At 33.5% G+C, this 18,475-nt stretch carries 14 protein-coding genes; 13 read left to right on the forward strand and 1 reads right to left on the reverse strand.

Annotated features, from left to right (window positions below):
• Positions 1–10 precede the first annotated feature (10 nt).
• The 13 genes from C8C76_RS12500 to cas1 all read left to right on the forward strand — a co-directional run bounded on the left by C8C76_RS12500 (position 11) and on the right by cas1 (position 17,743).
• Entirely contained in the window at positions 11–2,404 is a 2,394-nt protein-coding gene (locus C8C76_RS12500; RefSeq protein ID WP_108142147.1) for a GH36-type glycosyl hydrolase domain-containing protein, read from the forward strand.
• Positions 2,405–2,418: 14 nt separating this feature from the next.
• Positions 2,419–3,852, forward strand: coding sequence for a phosphoglucomutase/phosphomannomutase family protein (locus tag C8C76_RS12505; protein ID WP_108142178.1), 1,434 nt, complete (start codon positions 2,419–2,421; stop codon positions 3,850–3,852).
• A gap of 265 nt (positions 3,853–4,117) precedes the next feature.
• A complete protein-coding gene (trhA, locus tag C8C76_RS12510; protein ID WP_108142149.1) occupies positions 4,118–4,747 on the forward strand; it encodes a PAQR family membrane homeostasis protein TrhA in 630 nt (209 codons plus the stop codon).
• 22 nt (positions 4,748–4,769) lie between these two features.
• The gene (locus C8C76_RS12515) at positions 4,770–5,078 is read left to right on the forward strand and encodes a PTS lactose/cellobiose transporter subunit IIA (protein ID WP_108142151.1); all 309 of its coding nucleotides are present in this window, start codon (positions 4,770–4,772) and stop codon (positions 5,076–5,078) included.
• Between the two features lie 159 nt (positions 5,079–5,237).
• Positions 5,238–6,563, forward strand: a complete 1,326-nt coding sequence (locus tag C8C76_RS12520) for a pyruvate carboxylase subunit B (protein ID WP_108142153.1) — start codon at positions 5,238–5,240, stop codon at positions 6,561–6,563.
• Positions 6,564–6,706: 143 nt separating this feature from the next.
• On the forward strand, positions 6,707–8,977 hold the full coding sequence (locus C8C76_RS12525; RefSeq protein ID WP_108142155.1) for a beta-glucosidase: 2,271 nt from the start codon (positions 6,707–6,709) through the stop codon (positions 8,975–8,977).
• A gap of 125 nt (positions 8,978–9,102) precedes the next feature.
• Positions 9,103–9,471, forward strand: coding sequence for a VOC family protein (locus C8C76_RS12530; RefSeq protein WP_108142157.1), 369 nt, complete (start codon positions 9,103–9,105; stop codon positions 9,469–9,471).
• Positions 9,472–9,627: 156 nt separating this feature from the next.
• Entirely contained in the window at positions 9,628–10,593 is a 966-nt protein-coding gene (locus C8C76_RS12535) for a helix-turn-helix transcriptional regulator (protein ID WP_108142159.1), read from the forward strand.
• Between the two features lie 145 nt (positions 10,594–10,738).
• The gene (gene cas8b / locus C8C76_RS12540) at positions 10,739–12,688 is read left to right on the forward strand and encodes a type I-B CRISPR-associated protein Cas8b/Csh1 (protein WP_108142161.1); all 1,950 of its coding nucleotides are present in this window, start codon (positions 10,739–10,741) and stop codon (positions 12,686–12,688) included.
• Between the two features lie 2 nt (positions 12,689–12,690).
• Positions 12,691–13,548, forward strand: coding sequence for a type I-B CRISPR-associated protein Cas7/Csh2 (gene cas7b, locus C8C76_RS12545; RefSeq protein ID WP_108142164.1), 858 nt, complete (start codon positions 12,691–12,693; stop codon positions 13,546–13,548).
• A gap of 19 nt (positions 13,549–13,567) precedes the next feature.
• Positions 13,568–14,293 (forward strand): CRISPR-associated protein Cas5, encoded by a 726-nt coding sequence (gene cas5 / locus C8C76_RS12550; protein WP_181248221.1) that lies wholly within the window; start codon positions 13,568–13,570, stop codon positions 14,291–14,293.
• 3 nt (positions 14,294–14,296) lie between these two features.
• On the forward strand, positions 14,297–16,756 hold the full coding sequence (locus C8C76_RS12555) for a CRISPR-associated helicase/endonuclease Cas3 (RefSeq protein WP_108142168.1): 2,460 nt from the start codon (positions 14,297–14,299) through the stop codon (positions 16,754–16,756).
• Between the two features lie 27 nt (positions 16,757–16,783).
• Positions 16,784–17,743, forward strand: a complete 960-nt coding sequence (cas1, locus tag C8C76_RS12560; protein WP_108142170.1) for a CRISPR-associated endonuclease Cas1 — start codon at positions 16,784–16,786, stop codon at positions 17,741–17,743.
• 43 nt (positions 17,744–17,786) lie between these two features.
• Here cas1 and C8C76_RS12565 read toward each other — a convergent pair.
• Positions 17,787–18,475 (reverse strand): ISL3 family transposase (locus tag C8C76_RS12565; protein WP_108142172.1); only part of this gene is annotated, 689 nt, incomplete at its 5' end.

Consider the following 18,475-nt stretch of genomic DNA (forward strand, 5'->3'; position numbering starts at 1 on the left):
GATATTAAAAATGAAATATGGATATTTTGATAATCAAAATAGAGAATATGTAATTGAAAGACCTGACATTCCAGTCTCCTGGACTAATTATCTTGGTACCAAAGATTTTTGCACAGTTATCTCGCAAAATGCAGGTGGCTATTCTTTTTACAAGAGTGCTCAGCACCACAGGATAACCAGGTTTAGAGCCAATGCAGTGCCTCTAGATAGACCGGGACACTATCTATATCTGCGTGATCAGGATGACGGAGATTACTGGAGTGTGTCCTGGCAGCCGGTTGCAAAAGAATTAAATCAAGCCAATTATGAAGTTCGACATGGTTTATCTTATTCTAAATTTAAATGTAATTATAAAGATATTGAAGCAGAAAAGACGATTTTTATTCCTTTGGCTGATGATCTAGAAATCTGGGATGTAAAAATCAAAAATAATAGTGATCTAGAGCGCCAGTTAAGCTTATTTTCATATCTGGAATTTTCTTTCCACGAAATTGAAATCGATAATCAAAATTTTCAGATGAGCTTATACTCTGCCGGCAGCAGTTATCAGGATGGAATAATAGAATATGATTTTTATTATGACCCGCGTAAATATCATTATTTTACAGCCAATTTTACTGCAGATAGTTATGACTGTCTGCGGGATAAATTTATTGGTAATTATAGAGATGAATCCAATCCAATTGCTCTGGAGCGAGGAGTCTGCTCAAACAGCAGCAAAAAAGGTGGCAATCACTGTGCGGCTTTAAATAAAAAATTTAATTTAGCTCCAGGAGAGGAAAAAAGATTTGTTTTAATTTTGGGAGTTGGCAGAAGAGAAAAGGCAGAAAAAATGCGCAAAAAATACTCTGATTTTGATTATTTGGAGGCTGAGTTTGCCAGCTTAAATAATTACTGGGAAGAAAAACTAAATAATTTTCAGTGTCAGACTCCACACGAAGACTTAAATACAATGATCAACACCTGGAATCCCTATCAGGCCGAAACCTGTGTTGTCTGGTCAAGGTTTGCTTCCTTTGTTGAAGTTGGTGGTAGAACCGGCTTAGGTTATCGGGATACCGCTCAGGACAGTCTGGCGGTTGCTCATACTAACCCGCAAAAGACAAAAGAAAGATTGATCCAACTTTTACGCGGTCAGACGGCTGAGGGTTATGGATTACATTTATTTGATCCGGACTGGTTTGATCCAGAGGCAGAAGAAGTAGAATTTGAGTCACCAACTGTTGTTCCTGAGCCTGATCTGGAAGATGTTATCCATGGAATAGATGATACCTGTTCTGATGATGCTCTCTGGCTTGTCGCTGCTGTCTGTAATTATGTAAAAGAAACAAATGACTTAGACTTTTTTGATAAAATAATTCCTTATGCAGACCAGGGAGAAGATACTGTCTATGAACATCTTAAACAAATATTAGATTTCTCTGCTGAGCAGATTGGAGCAACAGGAATTTGCAAGGGTCTCAGAGCTGACTGGAATGACTGCCTCAATCTGGGTGGTGGAGAAAGTGCAATGGTTTCATTTTTACATCACTGGGCCTTAGAAATATTTATTGAAACAGCAGAATTTTTAGAGCGAGAAGAGGATCTTAAAAAATACAGCCAAATTGCTGAGCGAGTAAAAAACGCCTGTGAAGAAAATCTCTGGGATGGAGACTGGTATTTGCGAGGAATTACAGGTAGTGGAAATAAAATTGGTTCAAAGGAAAATGAGGAAGGTAAAGTTCACTTAGAATCAAATACCTGGGCTGTAATTTCTGGAGTTGCTTCTCAGGCTCGAGCCATAAAAGCTATGGACTCTGTTAATGAATATTTGTATTCTGATTATGGTCTTCATTTAAATGCTCCTTCCTATACAAAAGCAGATGACGAAATAGGTTTTGTAACCCGGGTATATCCTGGAATTAAAGAAAATGGTTCTATCTTTAGTCACCCTAATCCCTGGGCCTGGATAGCTGAGGCAAAATTGGGAAGAGGTAATAGAGCAATGAAGTTTTATAATGCTCTGCTGCCGGCAGCCCAGAATGATCAAATTGAAACCAGGGAAGCTGAGCCATATTCTTACTGTCAGTTTATTATGGGTAGAGACCATGAAGATTTTGGTCGGGCCAGACATCCCTGGTTGACAGGAAGTTCAGGTTGGGCTTATCGCGCAGTAACTCAGTGGATTCTGGGAGTTAGAATCAGTTATCAGGGCTTAATTATTGACCCCTGTATACCTTCGGATTGGGATTATTTTGAAATAAAAAGACGCTGGCGCGGGGCAGAATACAATATAAAAGTCAATAACCCGGATAATGTGGAAAAAGGGATTAAAGAGCTAAAATTAAATGGTAAAAGGATAGATGGAGTGATTCCTGCTCAGGAAAAAGATTCGGTAAACGAAATAATCGTAACAATGGGATGAAAGCGAGGGAAATTATGATTGAATTCGGAACAGGAGGCTGGAGAGCTAAAATTGGAGAGGAATTTACCAAGACCAATATTCAGCTGCTGGCCCAGGCAATAGCAAATTTAATGATTGAACAGGGATTTGATAATAAAGGTTTTGTAATTGGTTATGACAGAAGATTTTTGTCAGATAAAGCAGCTAAATGGCTGGCCGAAGTTTTAAGTGCTAATGGGATAAATGTTTATTTTATTGAAAAAATTTCACCAACACCATTGATAATGCATGCTGTCAAGGAATATGGAACATTTTATGGAGCTGCTATCACTGCCAGTCATAACCCGGCAGATTATAATGGAGTTAAATTATTTACCAAGGGGGGGAGAGATGCCACGGAAGAAGTTACAGATGAAATAGAAAAAAAGATAAGCAAGATGAATTTAGTTGAAGTTAAATTTATGGATTTCGAGAAAGGCCAAACTAATAATCTGATAAAAATAATCGATCCTTTTAATGATTATATTGATACAATAATTTCGATGATTGATACTCAGTCAATAAAAAGTAGTAATATGAAAATATTACTGGATCCAATGTTTGGTGTTTCTAAAACTTCACTTCAGACAATTTTAATTACTGCTCGCTGTGAGGTGGAAACCATAAATGACCGGCATGATACTCTATTTGGTGGTAGACTTCCTTCGCCAAATACTCATACTCTCAATCGTCTTAAAAATATGGTTGTGGAAGGAAATTATGATTTAGGTATTGGGACTGATGGAGATGCTGACAGATTAGGCATTATAGATGAGAAAGGAAATTTTATTCATCCCAATGATGTCTTAGCGCTTCTTTATTATTATCTCTTAGAGTATAAAGGCTGGTCAGGTGGAGTTGTTCGAAATGTAGCAACAACTCATCTTTTAGATCAAATAGCAGCAGCCTATGGCGAAAAGTGCTATGAAGTTCCAGTTGGTTTTAAACATATTAGCTCTACTATGGAAGCTAAAGATGCCTTAATTGGTGGAGAAAGTAGTGGGGGTTTGACTATTAGAGGCCATATCAAGGGAAAAGATGGTATTTTTGCTGCCAGTATTTTAATTGAAATGTTGAGTATAACAAAGAAAAAATTATCAGAGCTGATGGCAGAAATCAATAATAAGTTTGGATATTACAAGGCGGCAGAGAGTGATATAGAATTTACAGCAAAAGAAAAAGCAGCCTTAATCCAGAAACTTTTTGTTGATAAAAAATTACCTGATTTTAAATATGAGATTAAAGATGTTAGTTATCAGGATGGAGTTAAAGTATATTTTGAAAATGATGGCTGGATAATTGCTAGATTTTCTGGCACGGAACCTCTGTTGAGAATTTTTGCAGAAATGGAAACAAGACAAAAAGCTGTAAAACTCATTAATGAAATGAAAGAATTTTTGAATCTAAATAATTATAAATCAGTAATATAAAAAAATGGTGGTTTCACAGAAAAGCTTGAACTTCAGTTTAAAATATGATTATTCAATTTTTAATCCAATAGTCATTTAAATATCAATTACAAATTAGGGCTGCCGGTTTAAGATTAATAACTGGCAGTTTTTCTATTTATAATGATATTTTAATAAATTAATGTTATAATAAAACTAGAAAATCCTGAGATTGTAATCAATTTAGCTGAAAATTTATTCTTGAGTGTTACAATCAATTTAAAGTAGAGAGAATGGAGGTTTTAAAATGAGAAAAGATGAACAGGTTTCCTTTTATTCTCATTTTGTTGGTTTTATTTTAGCATTAATTGGGCTGGTATTTTTAATTTTTAGAGCCTTAGAAAGCCCGGATAAAATTATTGTTGCTGCCGTTTATGGTCTCTCAGTAGCATTTTTATTTCTGGCAAGCTCCTTATACCATGCCTTTAAAAAAGAAGATGATGAACAGTCTATCTGGCGCAAGCTAGATCACTTTGCGATTTTTGTAATGATCGCCGGTTCTTATACTCCGGTTGCTTACCTTTATTTAGAAGGTTGGCTGAAGTGGACAATTATTGCAGTTCAGTGGGGACTGGTTTTAGGCGGTTTTTTTCTGAAGTTTATGTACTTTAAAACCCCCAGGATTTTATATACTATAGTTTATCTATTAATGGGCTGGGTTGGTATTTTCGCCTTTCATCAGTTATTTATGACAATGCCCACAGCCAATTTAGTCTTAATGTTCGCAGGAGGCTTATCATTTACTGCTGGAGCAGTATTCTATATACTTAAAAAGCCAGATTTGAGCCCTAATTTTGGTTTTCATGAGATATTCCATTTCTTTATTTTAGCTGGTGGAATCCTGCACTACTTAATGGTTTTTATAGCTCTGGGCTAATAGTTGATCAAGGAGGATATTGATGGAACTGGAAGAGAATTTAATTGAAATTATTTCTTTAAGTGGAGAAGTAAAAAAGAAGTTTTTAAAAGCTGTTAAACATGCGAAAAACAATGAACCTGAAGAGGCAGAAGATGTCTTTAATGAGGCAGATGATCAATTGATTAAAGCCCACCTCAAACAAACAGAACTTATTAACAAAGAAGCTGGTGGAGAGAAATTAGAAAGCAGTCTGCTGCTTACTCACGCTCAGGATCATTTAATGACAGCAATTTTACTTAAAGATATGGCAAAAGAATTTATGGATTTATATCAGCGGCTTGAAGACTGATATTTATTCAAATTAAAATTTAATTGACTCACTTAAAGGCAGTTCTTCGGAGCTGTCTTTTTTCTTTTTTAAAGGAAAAACAGGTCGACTTATCGAACTAATTATTAGGAAGTAATTTAAACTTAATTTTATTAAAAAAATAAATCAGGCGGTGATCAGATGTCAGTTAAATTTACCGAAACAGTTTTAAGAGATGGACAGCAGTCTTTGATTGCAACCCGATTAAAGATTGAAGATATTATACCAGTTTTAGCAGATCTTGATCAGGTGGGCTACCATGCTTTAGAAGTCTGGGGTGGAGCCACTTTTGACAGCTGTATGCGCTTTTTAAATGAAGACCCCTGGGAGCGGCTGCGCAGGATAAGAAAAGGAGTTAAAAAGACAAAACTGCAGATGCTTTTAAGAGGGCAGAATATTTTAGGATATAAGCATTATCCTGATGATGTACTGGAGCGGTTTATCAAAAAATCAGTCGAAAACGGAATTGATATTATTAGAATTTTTGATGCGCTAAATGATATTAGAAATATGGAAAAAGCAGTTGAATTTACAAAAAAATACGGTGCAGAAGCTCAGGGCTCAATCGTTTATACCACAAGTCCAATCCACAGCAGTGAGAGTTTTGTCAAAAAAGCTAAAGAGCTTTCAAAAAAGGGAATAGATTCTCTCTGCATTAAAGATATGGCAGGTTTATTAACTCCTTTTAAAGCCTATGATCTGGTAAAAAAATTAAAATCAGAAATTGAGATTCCAGTAGAAATCCACAGCCACAACACTGCTGGTTTTGCTTTTATGACTTATTTAAAAGCTGTAGAAGCTGGAGTTGATATTATTGATACAGCAATTTCTGCCTTTAGTTCGGGAACAGCTCAGCCAACTACAGAAACACTGGCCGCTGTCTTAAATGACAGTCAGTTTGATACTGATCTTAATCTGAATTCTCTGGAGAAAATAGGAGATTATTTTAGGGAAGTCAGAGAAAATTACAGAGATTATCTTGGTTCCTATGAGGTTGATCCCAGAATCATTCGAAATCAGCTGCCCGGCGGAATGCTTTCCAATCTGCGCAATCAGCTGCGGGAACAGAATCAGCTTGACCGCTATCAGGAAATCTTAGAGGAAATTCCTAAAGTCAGAAAAGATTTAGGCTACCCACCTCTGGTAACACCGACCAGCCAGATTGTTGGAACTCAGGCAGTCTTTAATGTTGTAACCGGTAAAAAATACAGCTTCGTCTCCAAAGAATTCAAAAATTATCTGCGGGGAATGTATGGCAGTCCTCCCGGGGAGATCAATCCTGAATTAATTGAAAATATCATATCTAAGGATCAGGTAATTACAAATCGTCCGGCTGATAACCTTGAGCCGGCATATGAGAAAGCTGCAGCAGAAATTAAAAATCTCAGCCAGAAAGAAGAGGATATTCTTTCCTATATTATTTTTCCAGAAGTGGCAGAAAAATTTTTACAAGACAAGAGTAGTTAATAAATTTAGTTTTTAAGCTGACTAAAATTTTAATTAGAATTTAATCGCAAATAATGAAGGTAAATAAATCGTTTTCGCGAATATATTTAATAGAGAAAATTTAAGATTTAAATTATTTCAAATATCTGAAAGGAGAATTTACTTTGACTCAAAAAATAAAGGATTTACTTAAGAAAATGACAGTTGAAGAAAAAGCTGAAATCTGTTCTGGAGCCAGCAGATGGAGAACACATTCGATTGATAGGCTTGAGATACCGGAAATAATGATGGCAGACGGGCCCCATGGTTTAAGAAAAGAACCGAAAGAGAAAGAAAGTGCATCAATGGGGGAAAGTGTTGAAGCGATCTGCTTTCCAACTGCTTCAGCTTTAGCCTGCTCCTGGGATAGAGATTTGATGAGCAGAATGGGAGAAGCTTTAGGAGAAGAAAGTCAGACGGAAGATGTCAATATACTTTTAGGACCTGGAGTTAACATTAAGCGCTCTCCCCTCTGTGGAAGAAATTTTGAGTACTTTTCTGAAGATCCACTTTTAGCTTCAGAACTGGCTGCAAATTATGTTAAGGGTGTTCAGAGTATGGGAGTTGGGACTTCACTCAAGCATTTTGCCGCTAATAATCAGGAACACAGACGCCTGACAGTTGATGCTCAAATTGATGAGCGGACTTTAAGAGAAATTTACTTATCAGCATTCGAAAAAGTTGTTAAAGAAGCCCAGCCCTGGACAGTAATGTGTGCTTATAATCAGGTCAATGGAACTCATGCTTCTGAAAATAAATACTTATTAACAGATGTTCTCAAAGAAGAATGGGGACACGAAGGTTTTGTTGTTTCTGACTGGGGTGCTGTAAATTACAGAGATAAGGGAATTGCAGCTGGTTTAGAACTTGAGATGCCTTCCAGTCATGGAGACGGTAAAAAGGCAATTGTAGAAGCTGTAGAAAACGGCAGCTTAAGTGAAGAGAGCTTAGATAGAGCTGCAGAGAGAATGCTGAAAATCATCTTTAAGGCTGTAGAAAATGATCGTGATGATTTAAACTACAGTAAAGATGAGCACCATCAATTAGCGAGAGAAATTGCTGCTGATTCAATGGTTTTACTTAAAAATGAAGAGAGCATACTGCCTTTGGCTGAGGATGAAAAGCTTGGAGTTGTCGGTTCTTTTGCCAAAAAGCCGCGTTTTCAGGGTGGGGGAAGTTCTAATATTAATCCCTATCAGGTAGATAATGCTTATGCTGAACTTGAAAAATATACAGATCAAAAATTAGCTTATGCCGAAGGCTATTCACTTGAAAGTGATGAAGATGATGTTAAATTAATTGCTAAGGCCAAAGAGCTGGCTGAAAAGGTAGATAAAGTAATAATCTTTGCTGGACTGCCGGACCGCTACGAATCTGAGGGTTATGACCGGGATACTCTGGAGATACCTCCAAATCAGAATCGTTTAATCGAAGAGGTGGCAGAAGTAAATAAAAATGCGATAGTGGTACTGAGCAATGGCTCTCCAATCACTATGCCCTGGTTAAATAATGTTAAAGGTGTCTTAGAAGGATATCTAACCGGTCAGGCTGGCGGAGGTGCTGCAGCCGACATATTATTTGGACATGTTAATCCATCCGGAAAACTGGCCGAAACCTTTCCGCAAAAATTAAGTGACAATCCTTCTTATTTATTCTTCCCGGGAGAAAAAGATAAGGTGGAGTACAGAGAAGGAATTTTTGTCGGTTACCGCTATTATGACAGTAAAGAAATTGAGCCACTTTTCCCCTTCGGTTATGGTCTAAGCTACACTGACTTTGAATACAGTGACTTAAAAATTAAGAAAAATGAAATCACAGACCAGGAGACTTTAAATTTAAGTCTAAAAGTTAAAAATACTGGCGATATCTATGGTAAAGAGATCATTCAGCTTTATGTATCTGATCCAGAAAGCACTGTAATTAAGCCGGAAAAGGAATTAAAAGAATTTGCCAAGGTAGAATTAGAACCCGGCCAGGAAAAAATAGTTGAGTTTGAGTTAGCTAAAAGAGCCTTTGCTTATTATAATACTGAAATTGATGACTGGTATGTAGAAAGTGGAGAATACGATATTTTAGTTGGAGCATCTTCCAGAGATATTAGACTCAAGGAAACAGTCAGAGTAGAATCCACTGTTGAGCTGCCCTATGAGTACACAATTAATACCAATGTCGGTGATATCCTGGCAGATCCGGAAGCAGAAGAAGTTTTCAATGAGCTGCTCAGTGAATATTTAGAGGGTACAGATCTCTTCGAAATGCTTGGCGGCAGAAAGAGTGAGATGATGGAAGCAATGTTAAAATACATGCCTTTAAGAGCACTGGTTATGTTTTCAGAAGGTGCAGTTAACCGGAAGCAGGTTGAAGAAATTGTTGAAAAGTTAAACAATAACCTCTAGGTACCGGGTACTTAGAAATAATTGGAAATCAAAATCTGGGTCATTAACTTTTTAGTTGGTGGCCCTTTAATTTGATTTAAATTGAAAATAGAATTAATTATCAAGTAGAAAAGGAGAGTTGATAAATGAGTTATTTGTGGACAACTATTAAGGTTATAGATTTAGAAGAGTCGATTGAATTTTATCAGCAGATTGTGGGGCTTAAGCTGCAGCGGAGATTTGAAGCCGGCCCTGAGCGAGAAATTGCATTTTTAGCAGCTGCTGCAGGAGAGACTGAAGTTGAGTTAATTGCTGACCAGGGAAAAGAAGATATTGAGGTCGGACAGGATATCTCACTTGGCTTTGAAATTGAATCAGTATCTGAAAAAATGAAATTCCTGCAGGAAAAGGGAGTTGAAGTTATAAGCGGACCCATTGCTCCCAATCCGGAGATTGAATTCTTTTATGTGCTTGATCCAAATGGAGTAAAAATACAGTTTGTAGAAAATAAATAGTTTATTATTTAAGTCTGCTGATTAATTTCAGCCGGCTTTTTCTTTTTTAAAGGATTGTTCTTATCGATCACGAAATAATTATATAAGGAAAATAAAGTATGGAGTGTTAATATTTAAGACATAAATTGACAAAATATTTAGATAAGGGGTGGGCTGATGGCAGATAAAAACAGGATTTTTCGGATTATAAAAACAATTATGCTTTTAAATGAACCCTATAAACACTGGGAGGCTAAAGATTTTGCGGAGTATTTTGAGGTCTCAGAAAGAACTTTCCACCGGGATAAAAGGGTGATGGAGGAGCTGGGAGTTCCAATTTATTATGATAACCACCTCAAGGAATATAAGATTCTGGATAATTTCCGTTTTAAAGCCCCAAATTTGGATCAAAAAGAAACTGAGGCAGTGCTGCTGGCAGCGAAAGAATATCAAAACCGCAGTTTTCCAATGAAAAAGGAACTTGAATCAGGACTGGCCAAAGTCTATAATTCCCTGCCTGAATTTTTAAAAAGCAGTATGGGCAGCTATATTAAAAATTATGAGATTATATCTGAACCTTTTGTTGAACTGGAGGAACACCAGCAGAAATTTGAGAAGCTAAAAGAAGCGATCAATGAAGGAAAGAAAATTAAAATTAATTATTATTCAATGAGCAGCAATCAAACAACAAAAAGAAAACTCGACCCTTATAATTTGTTTTTCAACAGTGGCGCACCCTATCTCTATGCCTTTTGTCATTTGAGGGAAGAAAAAAGGATATTTAGAATCGATAGGATTAAGGAACTTCAACTAACAGCAGAAACTTTTAAGCTGCCAGATGATTTCTCACTTGCAGAAGAGCTTGATAATGCCTGGGATGTTGAACAGGGCAAAGAGGAGATGGAAGTTAAAGTTAAATTTACAGGCAGAGCAGCCCGTTTTGTACCTGAATACCACTGGAGTGATAAGCAGAAGATTAAAAGTATCAGTGAGAATGAAATTATTTTTAAGGTTAAAACCGGCAGCCGGGAAGAGATAAAAAAGTGGATCCTTGGTTATGGCTCTGAGGCAGAGGTCCTGCAGCCCGAGGATTTGCGAGTGGAAATGCAGCAGGAAATCGAAAAAATGCTGGAAAATTATTAGAAAAAACTGATGTTTGCGACATACGGGTGTCACTGGGGGATGGTAAGATGGTTTTACAGGATTAATATATAGCTTGATATTTCAATAAGTGTTATTTAAATCTATGATATTTTATTAAAAAATATTAATCAGGGGGCGATATTAGGTGATTAAATCATTTCAAGAAATAGGTAAACTTCAACTGGAGGGATTATCAGATAGTGAAAAGAGGAAAAAGTTTTTAGAGACCCAGACTATCCTTCCCAATGAACAAAACAGTGATAATGATGATGCAGATAAATATAGAGAAATAATAATTAATCTTGATCTGAATAATGATGAGATAGAGATTAAAAGTGGTGATGAATTATATGAAGAAAATAGAGAGCAGTTTTTTGGATTTGATCTACTAGGTAGAAGAAGTAAAAAAATATATTTTACCTGTAATAATCTATATTATCACTTACTTACAGTGCCTCAGATGCTTGACTATATTGATGATAAGTTTCAGGAAAGTCAGTTCAAAGAATTTAAATTTTTCTTAGAGAATTTAAAAGATAACTTTTATAACACCAGTGGCAAAAAGAGTTTTTTTAAGTTGGAAAAATTCAAAGATTCAACTGCAGATAAATTAACTGAATATCTAAATGATAAAGAAATTAATCATAAAAATATGCAAAATGTTTTAGAGGAATATGTGAGTAAAGATATTTTAGGAAGCACCCGTAAAAATTTCGTAAATAATCTAGATATCTTTTCATTAAAAATAAATGGTAAATATATTACAGAGAGTGAATACAATGACGATTATATAGATATAGTATATTTTGAAAGGCAGGGCCGATTTTTTGACCAATCTGAAAATATGGTTAAAGAATATGCTTTATGTGGTACCTGTAATGAGAAAAAATTGGTGACAGGTAAGATTGATATTCCTACCAAGTTTTATGTTACCAGCAGTCCATATTTTTTTGAAAACTTAAATGATAATAGTGCCTATAAATCCTTTGGTATCTGTCAGGAATGTTATCAGGAAGTAATGGTTGGTATTAGTAAGGTAGAACAAAATTATTATGGAAGATTATTTAACAGGCTTAGATATTATGTTATTCCAAAGAATATAAATAAAGATGAAAACTATGATAGATCTCTAGAAATAATAAAAGATATCTTCGCTGATCAGCCTGAGGGTGATAAAGATCATTTCGAAAAATTTAAAAACCTTAAAAAGAAAAGGAATTTTAAGATGGACTTTCTTTTTTGGAGACCTGATCAGGCTTCATTTATAGTTCTCGATTCAATAGATGATGTATCATATGATGATATAAAGGCTATCTTTAGGTCTTTAAGAAAAGTAAATCAAGATACTTACGGTCATGAAAGTGATGCTCGCAATTACAAACTCTATTTTAATGATCTCTACTGGCTTTTATTTCCTAACTATAGATCTCATAATAGTCCAGACCCTAAACTATATAGAAAAGAGATGTTAAATCTTTTTGATTCAATTATGAAGGATAAGGACATTGATTATAATTATCTTATTAGAAAGTTTATAACTATTTTAAATAAAAGATATTATTTTAATAAAAAGAATGAAAAGGAGGTAATAGCTCATCCGTTAAAGATGAATCTAATGTTAAGCTGGCTAAACCAGATAACAAATTTAAAAGGAGGTTACAAAGTGAGAGAAGGCAGTAATTTTACAGAGATTGAAGATGCTGATATTAGAAAGTTTTTTGAAGTTCATTCTGAAACCTATGAACATAATTCCTACAGACAGGGTTTATTTTTATTAGGCATTTTAATGAATCAGGTTTTAAAAGAACAGCAGAAAGAAAATAAATCAGCAAATATTTTGGATAAACTAAGTTTTGATGGAATGCCTGTTAGGAGAGTAAAGAAATTTACTAAAGATATAACAGAGATTTTAAACATTTATGATGAATATAATGTTAATCAGCTCTTACATGCTCAGATGATTGATAGGGTACAGGGGATTGAAAATTCAAGTTTAAATAAAGATGAAGTTGTCTTTTATATTCTTTCAGGACTTTCTTTTGGCAGATATTTAGGCCATAAATATTATAATAATAAAAAAGGAGATGAGAAATAATTATGACTGAAGAACTTAATAATTCAGAAATTTTGTTTCTATATGATGCTAAGAAAGCAAATCCTAATGGTGATATGGATAATGAAAACAAGCCGAGAATGGATTGGGATACAGGGACTAATTTGGTCAGTGATGTCCGCTTAAAAAGATATATTAGAGATTATTTAGAAAGTGTTAAAGGGGAAGAATTATTTGTTACCAATAGGGCTGAAGATGCTAAAGATAGAGTTAAACAATTAGATGATGGAGATATTTTGGATTTGATTGGGGTCAGATTATTTGGTGCAGTTCAGGCAACGGGTGATGCAGATCATTTAACAGGACCAGTTCAATTTAATTGGGGGTATTCCTTAAATACTGTTGAACTGCAGGAAAGCAAGACAATAACATCCAGTTTTAGTTCTGGCAAGGGTGTAGGCAAGGATTATCGGGTTAAGTATTCATTCCTGGCATTCAGCGGGGGCATAAACGGTCTTACAGCTCGAAGCACAAAGCTTTCAGAATCTGATGTTAAACTTCTCGACGAGGCGATAGTTAAATCCATTCCTTTAAATAGAACCCGCTCAAAGATTGGTCAGACACCTAGATTATACTTAAGAGCTGAGATGAAAGACAATGAAACAGTTTTAAATGACCTAAGAGAATATATTGATCTTGAATATCATACTCCTGAAGAAAATGTGAGAGAAATTGATGATATAACTTTGAATATGAATGAATTGCTAAAATATTTAAATGAAAATAAAAATAAAATAAAAAAGATAAGTTATTGGTATGATAGTAAACTTAAATTTAAAGATGGTGGCTTAAATAAATTATTAAATCAATTTTCAGGGAGTTTAAATGAACTGGAATATTAAATCCAGGAGGCAAGATAATATGGAATTTAATAAGATTATATGTTTTGATATAAAAGGAAAAACAGGACATTTCAAAAAATATTATACCAACAAAAGCTCCCTGTCATATATATTACCCACTAGAACTGTTCTAATGGGTATGGTAGCTTCAATACTTGAATATCCAAGAGATAGTTATTATGAAATTCTATCTTCTGATAACGCTAAATTTGGGTTACAAATAATCAATCCGGCTTATAAACATCTCGAATGTATGAATTATTTAAGAAAAGAAGGAGGGCATACCCAGGTTAGGCTCCAGTTGCTATTACCAAAAGGAGCTAAAAACTTAAAATATAGGGTTTATTTCACTCATAGAAATGAGGAACTTATAAATAGGTTAGAAACTAAATTAAAGGCTGGCAAATTAGGATATGGGCTCTTTTTTGGACAGAGACAGTTCAGGGCAGTGGCTCAATATATCGAAACCATTGATCAACTAGATATAATAAATAATTTTACTGGAGCATTAAGTTCTCTTACTTATAAAGATAATATTAAGTCAATTAATTCTTCGACAAAGGTTGATTTAATAGTTGAAAATATGCCAGTAGATTTTGATGAGGTTGATTCGGGTAGAGAACCTGCTGAGATGGCGTCTTTTTGTTATGAAGAAAATGGTAGGGATATAAAAGGGGATTTTAATCAAGTAATTAAATTTAAAGATAAGATAATCAGTTTTTATACCCCTGTGCAGGAGGTTTAATTGATGAAAGAATTATTGTCCCATTATTCTAGTGATAATAGAAAAAAACTCAAAGATCATCTTTTAGAAGTTGCCAAAAAGTCCAGGGAGTTAATACTAGATAAGGATTTAAATCTATCAATTTTATCCAAAAATAAGCTGGCCGATATAAGTTATCTTATTGGCGTTTTACATGACTTCGGTAAAACAACTACTTATTTTCAAAATTATTTAATTTATGGTGAGAGTTCTAATCTCTCTCACCATGGATTAATTTCTGCAATAGCGGGATATTGTCTGCTTAAAAATCAATATAATGGAAGATTAGCAATGTTGGGTTATATGGTTATAAAAAAGCACCATGGTAACCTGGAATCACCTCTGGAAAGCAATGAAAGAATATATTTTGATTTACAAAAACAGTTGGATAATATTAAAAAAAATAACTTTGAAAAGCTTGAAGCAATATATAATAATTTATTAGCTGATTTTGATATTAAAATTAAAGATGTTATTGAAGATATAGAAGATTTTTTATTTGATGAAGAAGATATTGGAGAGTATTTTAGAGAAGAAATTATCATGAATAAATTTAAAGATGAATCAAAAGCTGTAGAGTTATTTTTAATAAATAATCTTTTATACTCAGTTTTAATAGATTCGGATAAGAAAAATGCTGCAAGAGTAAATGATGACTATTTTGAAGGTGCTACAAAAGAAAAGATAGAAGTAAAAGATTATCTGGATTTTTGCAGAGAAAATAACCCAGATAAATTCAATCCAGAAAAACTTATGAATAGTTTAAGAAATGATTTTTTTGATGACGTTGTTAACAATTCCGAAATATCATTAAATCAATATTTATATACTCTAACAGCGCCAACTGGAATTGGTAAAACCTTTGCTTCTTTTGCCTTTGCCAATAAAATAAATTCATTTCATGAAAATGGTAGGCGAGTTATTTATTGCTTACCCTATACTTCAATAATAGATCAAAATTATGCAGAGTTTGAAAAAATAATTAAATTCAATTTAAAAGATAAATATGATGTTAAACCTACTAAATACCTGTTAAGACATCATTATCTTTCACCACTGAAAATTGAAGAAAATATAAAAAATAAAGATGACAGTAAAGAAAGTAAAGATTTAGATAATTATTTAGCCAATAAATTATTGTTAGAGTCATGGGAGTCAGGTAATATTGTAACAACTTTTGTTCAATTATTAGAGAGTATTATTGGAAATAAAAATAGTTATCTTAAAAAATTTCATAATATAGTAAACTCAGTGGTTATTTTAGATGAAGTACAAAATATACCTGTTAAATTTTATCAGGTAGTAGGGAAAGTGGTAAATATTTTTGCAGAGAAATTTAATACCTATATACTATTAATGACTGCAACTCAACCAGATATTTTGTCAGGTAATGAGTTAGTTAATCTTATAGATGAAAGAAAATATGCTGAAGATCCTGTATTTGATAGAGTAAATTTAAAATTATTAAATGAATTAAACCCATTCTCGATTAATGACTTCATTGATTATTTTTACTCTAAATTTAATAGTGATAACTGTCTTATAGTTTGCAATACAATAAATTCTGCTTTAAATATTTATGATAAGTTAAAAGATAAGTCCAACGATTATAAAGTTTACTCTTTAACTACCAACTTAATTCCTATTGATAGAAAAGATAGAATTAATAATATTGATGAAGAGTTAAAAGCTGGTGAAAAGGTCATTGTCATATCGACTCAACTAATTGAAGCGGGTGTAGATTTAAGTTTTAAAGAGGTCTATAGAGATTTTGGACCGCTTGATTCTATTGTTCAGGTAGCGGGGAGATGTAATAGAAATAGTGAGTATGAGAATAAAGGAAAAGTAAATATTATAAAATTAAAAGATGAAAAAGATAGAGAATTTTCAAAACGTATTTATGATAATAAATTGTTGGATATTTGCGAAGAGGTTTTATCTGAGAACACTTCTTTTTTAGAAATGAGCAAGAGTTATTTTGCTAAAGTAAACGATAGTTTTACCAGAGATAATAAATATCTGATGAATGCGATTCAAAATTTGAATTACAGCAAGAAAAGAGATAAAGAAATCCCAATTAAAGATTTTACTATAATTGAAGAACGAGCTGGTAAGGAAGATATCATTATCTGTATAGATGAAGGAGTAGAATTAAAGGTCAGAAACTTAATTGAATTATATGAAGAAATTAAAGAGACAAAGGATAATAAAAAATTAAATAGATTAATAGCTCAAAAAGAGTTGATAAATAAAGAACTTGCCAATTATAGAGTTAGTGTTTATAGAAATCAATTAGAAAAATATTATTCTGATTATCAAATAGTTAATGAATTTAAATATTTAAAATATGTTGATTATGAGGATCAAAAAGAATATTTATATGATGAAAACATTGGATTTTTAAGAGATCCCAAAAAGCCTCCTGCTTCATCATTAGTCTTTTAAATCTGAATATTTAAGGACGTGAAAACCATGCAGCTAATCATAAACACCTACGGCAGCTATCTTCATGTTAAGCAGAGTTCTTTTGAAATAAAGGCAGATGACAAAAAGAAAAGGGTTTCTGCCAAAAAAGTTGATTCAATATTAATTACAACTGGTGCTGCTATTAGCAGTGATGCAGTAAAACTGGCTCTCGAAAATAATATTGAAGTACAATTTCTCGATCATTTTGGTAGGTCAATGGGTAAAATCTGGCACTCTAAATTAGGCAGTACTACTTATATTAGGCGCCGTCAACTTGAACTTGCTGATAATGAAGAAGGTAGTAAGTTGATTAAAGAAATAATGGTGGAAAAGGCTGAAAATATGATAAAACATCTTTATGACCTGGGAATTAAAAGAGGTGAAGATAAACAAAATTATTTATTTGAAACTATAGAAGAAATGGAAAAAATAAAAACCAAAATTCCTAAACTAACTGGGCCAGTAGAAATGATGCGGAATTCTATTATGGGATATGAAGGTAATATTTCGAAAAAATATTTTGATGCTTTAAATTATCTCCTGCCAGATCATTATAAGTTTGACAAAAGGACTTTTAGACCGGCTGAAGATGAATTCAATTGTTTATTAAATTATGGCTATGGAGTTTTGTACGGAAAAGTTGAAAAAGCTTTGATTATTGCTGGATTGGATCCTTATGTTGGAATTTTACATACGGATGGTTATAATAAAAAGTCTTTTGTTTTTGACTTTATAGAAATTTACAGACATCACATTGATCGGATAGTTATGAAGTTATTTAGTCGTAAAAAGGTGAGAAAATCTCATTTTGATGAGATTAAAGGCGGTGTGACTTTAAATAAAGAGGGAAAAGAAGTATTTCTAACAGCCTTAAATAAATATTTTGATCAGAGTATATATTATAAAGGGAGACAGATTAAAGTAAATAATATTGGTTCTTTAACAAATGTTGTGAAATCTAAATAGCACCGTTTGAATCGTGTTATCTCTTTTATTTTTTGAATTACTCTTAAATACTTAGTAATGATAAATATACTCGGCGTTTTAAGTTTTCAACTTTGGGAACACCGTAGCCAATTCTTTTAATTAGTTTGATTTTGTTGTTTAATCCTTCAGCAAATCCGTTGGTTATTCTAGTTTTAAAATAGTTAATAATGTGCTGTTCCCAGCGTTTTACTGTTCCTTTAGCTCTATAGAAAAGATTTAATTTAGCCTGGCTAACATTTTCATACCAGTGATTTAAAGCTTCAATAGACTCTTCAACATCAGGTATCTGTAGCAAATCTCTAAATTCTTCTTTTAACTCCCATGCTTTTTCTAAAGCAGGAGATAATTTAAAGATTTCTATCAGCCTCTGATGGCCGTCATCATCAAGATCTTCACCAGCCATCAGAAGGGTGAGCCTTGATTTATAGAACTTCTTTCTATTGGCAGGAGTCTGTTTATCCTGTTCCTCTTTTCTCAGCTTATCTAAGGCATTATTGATAGCTGTAACCAGATGGAACTTATCAACTACTATCTTAGCATTTGGAAAAACAGTTTCTGCAACAGCTTTATACGGACTCCACATATCCATGGAGAAGTACTTGATCTGCTCCCGCAGTTTCTCAGGCCAGGTATTGAAGTACTCAATTAAATCATCTTTTTTTCTAGAAGTTAATATATCAATTAGTTTACCATTAATCGGATCAGTTAAAG

Origin of the sequence: Halanaerobium saccharolyticum (assembly GCF_003053565.1) — a bacterium.
Taxonomy (GTDB): Bacteria; Bacillota; Halanaerobiia; order Halanaerobiales; family Halanaerobiaceae; genus Halanaerobium; species Halanaerobium saccharolyticum_B.

What these genes read in the sequence shown, in the direction of transcription:
- C8C76_RS12530 (WP_108142157.1), top strand. Translation starts at nt 9,103, where the DNA reads ATGAGTTATTTGTGGACAACTATTAAGGTTATAGATTTAGAAGAGTCG.
- C8C76_RS12500 (WP_108142147.1), top strand. Translation starts at nt 11, where the DNA reads ATGAAATATGGATATTTTGATAATCAAAATAGAGAATATGTAATTGAA.
- C8C76_RS12535 (WP_108142159.1), top strand. Translation starts at nt 9,628, where the DNA reads ATGGCAGATAAAAACAGGATTTTTCGGATTATAAAAACAATTATGCTT.
- C8C76_RS12515 (WP_108142151.1), top strand. Translation starts at nt 4,770, where the DNA reads ATGGAACTGGAAGAGAATTTAATTGAAATTATTTCTTTAAGTGGAGAA.
- cas5 (WP_181248221.1), top strand. Translation starts at nt 13,568, where the DNA reads ATGGAATTTAATAAGATTATATGTTTTGATATAAAAGGAAAAACAGGA.
- trhA (WP_108142149.1), top strand. Translation starts at nt 4,118, where the DNA reads ATGAGAAAAGATGAACAGGTTTCCTTTTATTCTCATTTTGTTGGTTTT.
- C8C76_RS12555 (WP_108142168.1), top strand. Translation starts at nt 14,297, where the DNA reads ATGAAAGAATTATTGTCCCATTATTCTAGTGATAATAGAAAAAAACTC.
- cas7b (WP_108142164.1), top strand. Translation starts at nt 12,691, where the DNA reads ATGACTGAAGAACTTAATAATTCAGAAATTTTGTTTCTATATGATGCT.
- C8C76_RS12505 (WP_108142178.1), top strand. Translation starts at nt 2,419, where the DNA reads ATGATTGAATTCGGAACAGGAGGCTGGAGAGCTAAAATTGGAGAGGAA.
- C8C76_RS12520 (WP_108142153.1), top strand. Translation starts at nt 5,238, where the DNA reads ATGTCAGTTAAATTTACCGAAACAGTTTTAAGAGATGGACAGCAGTCT.
- cas1 (WP_108142170.1), top strand. Translation starts at nt 16,784, where the DNA reads ATGCAGCTAATCATAAACACCTACGGCAGCTATCTTCATGTTAAGCAG.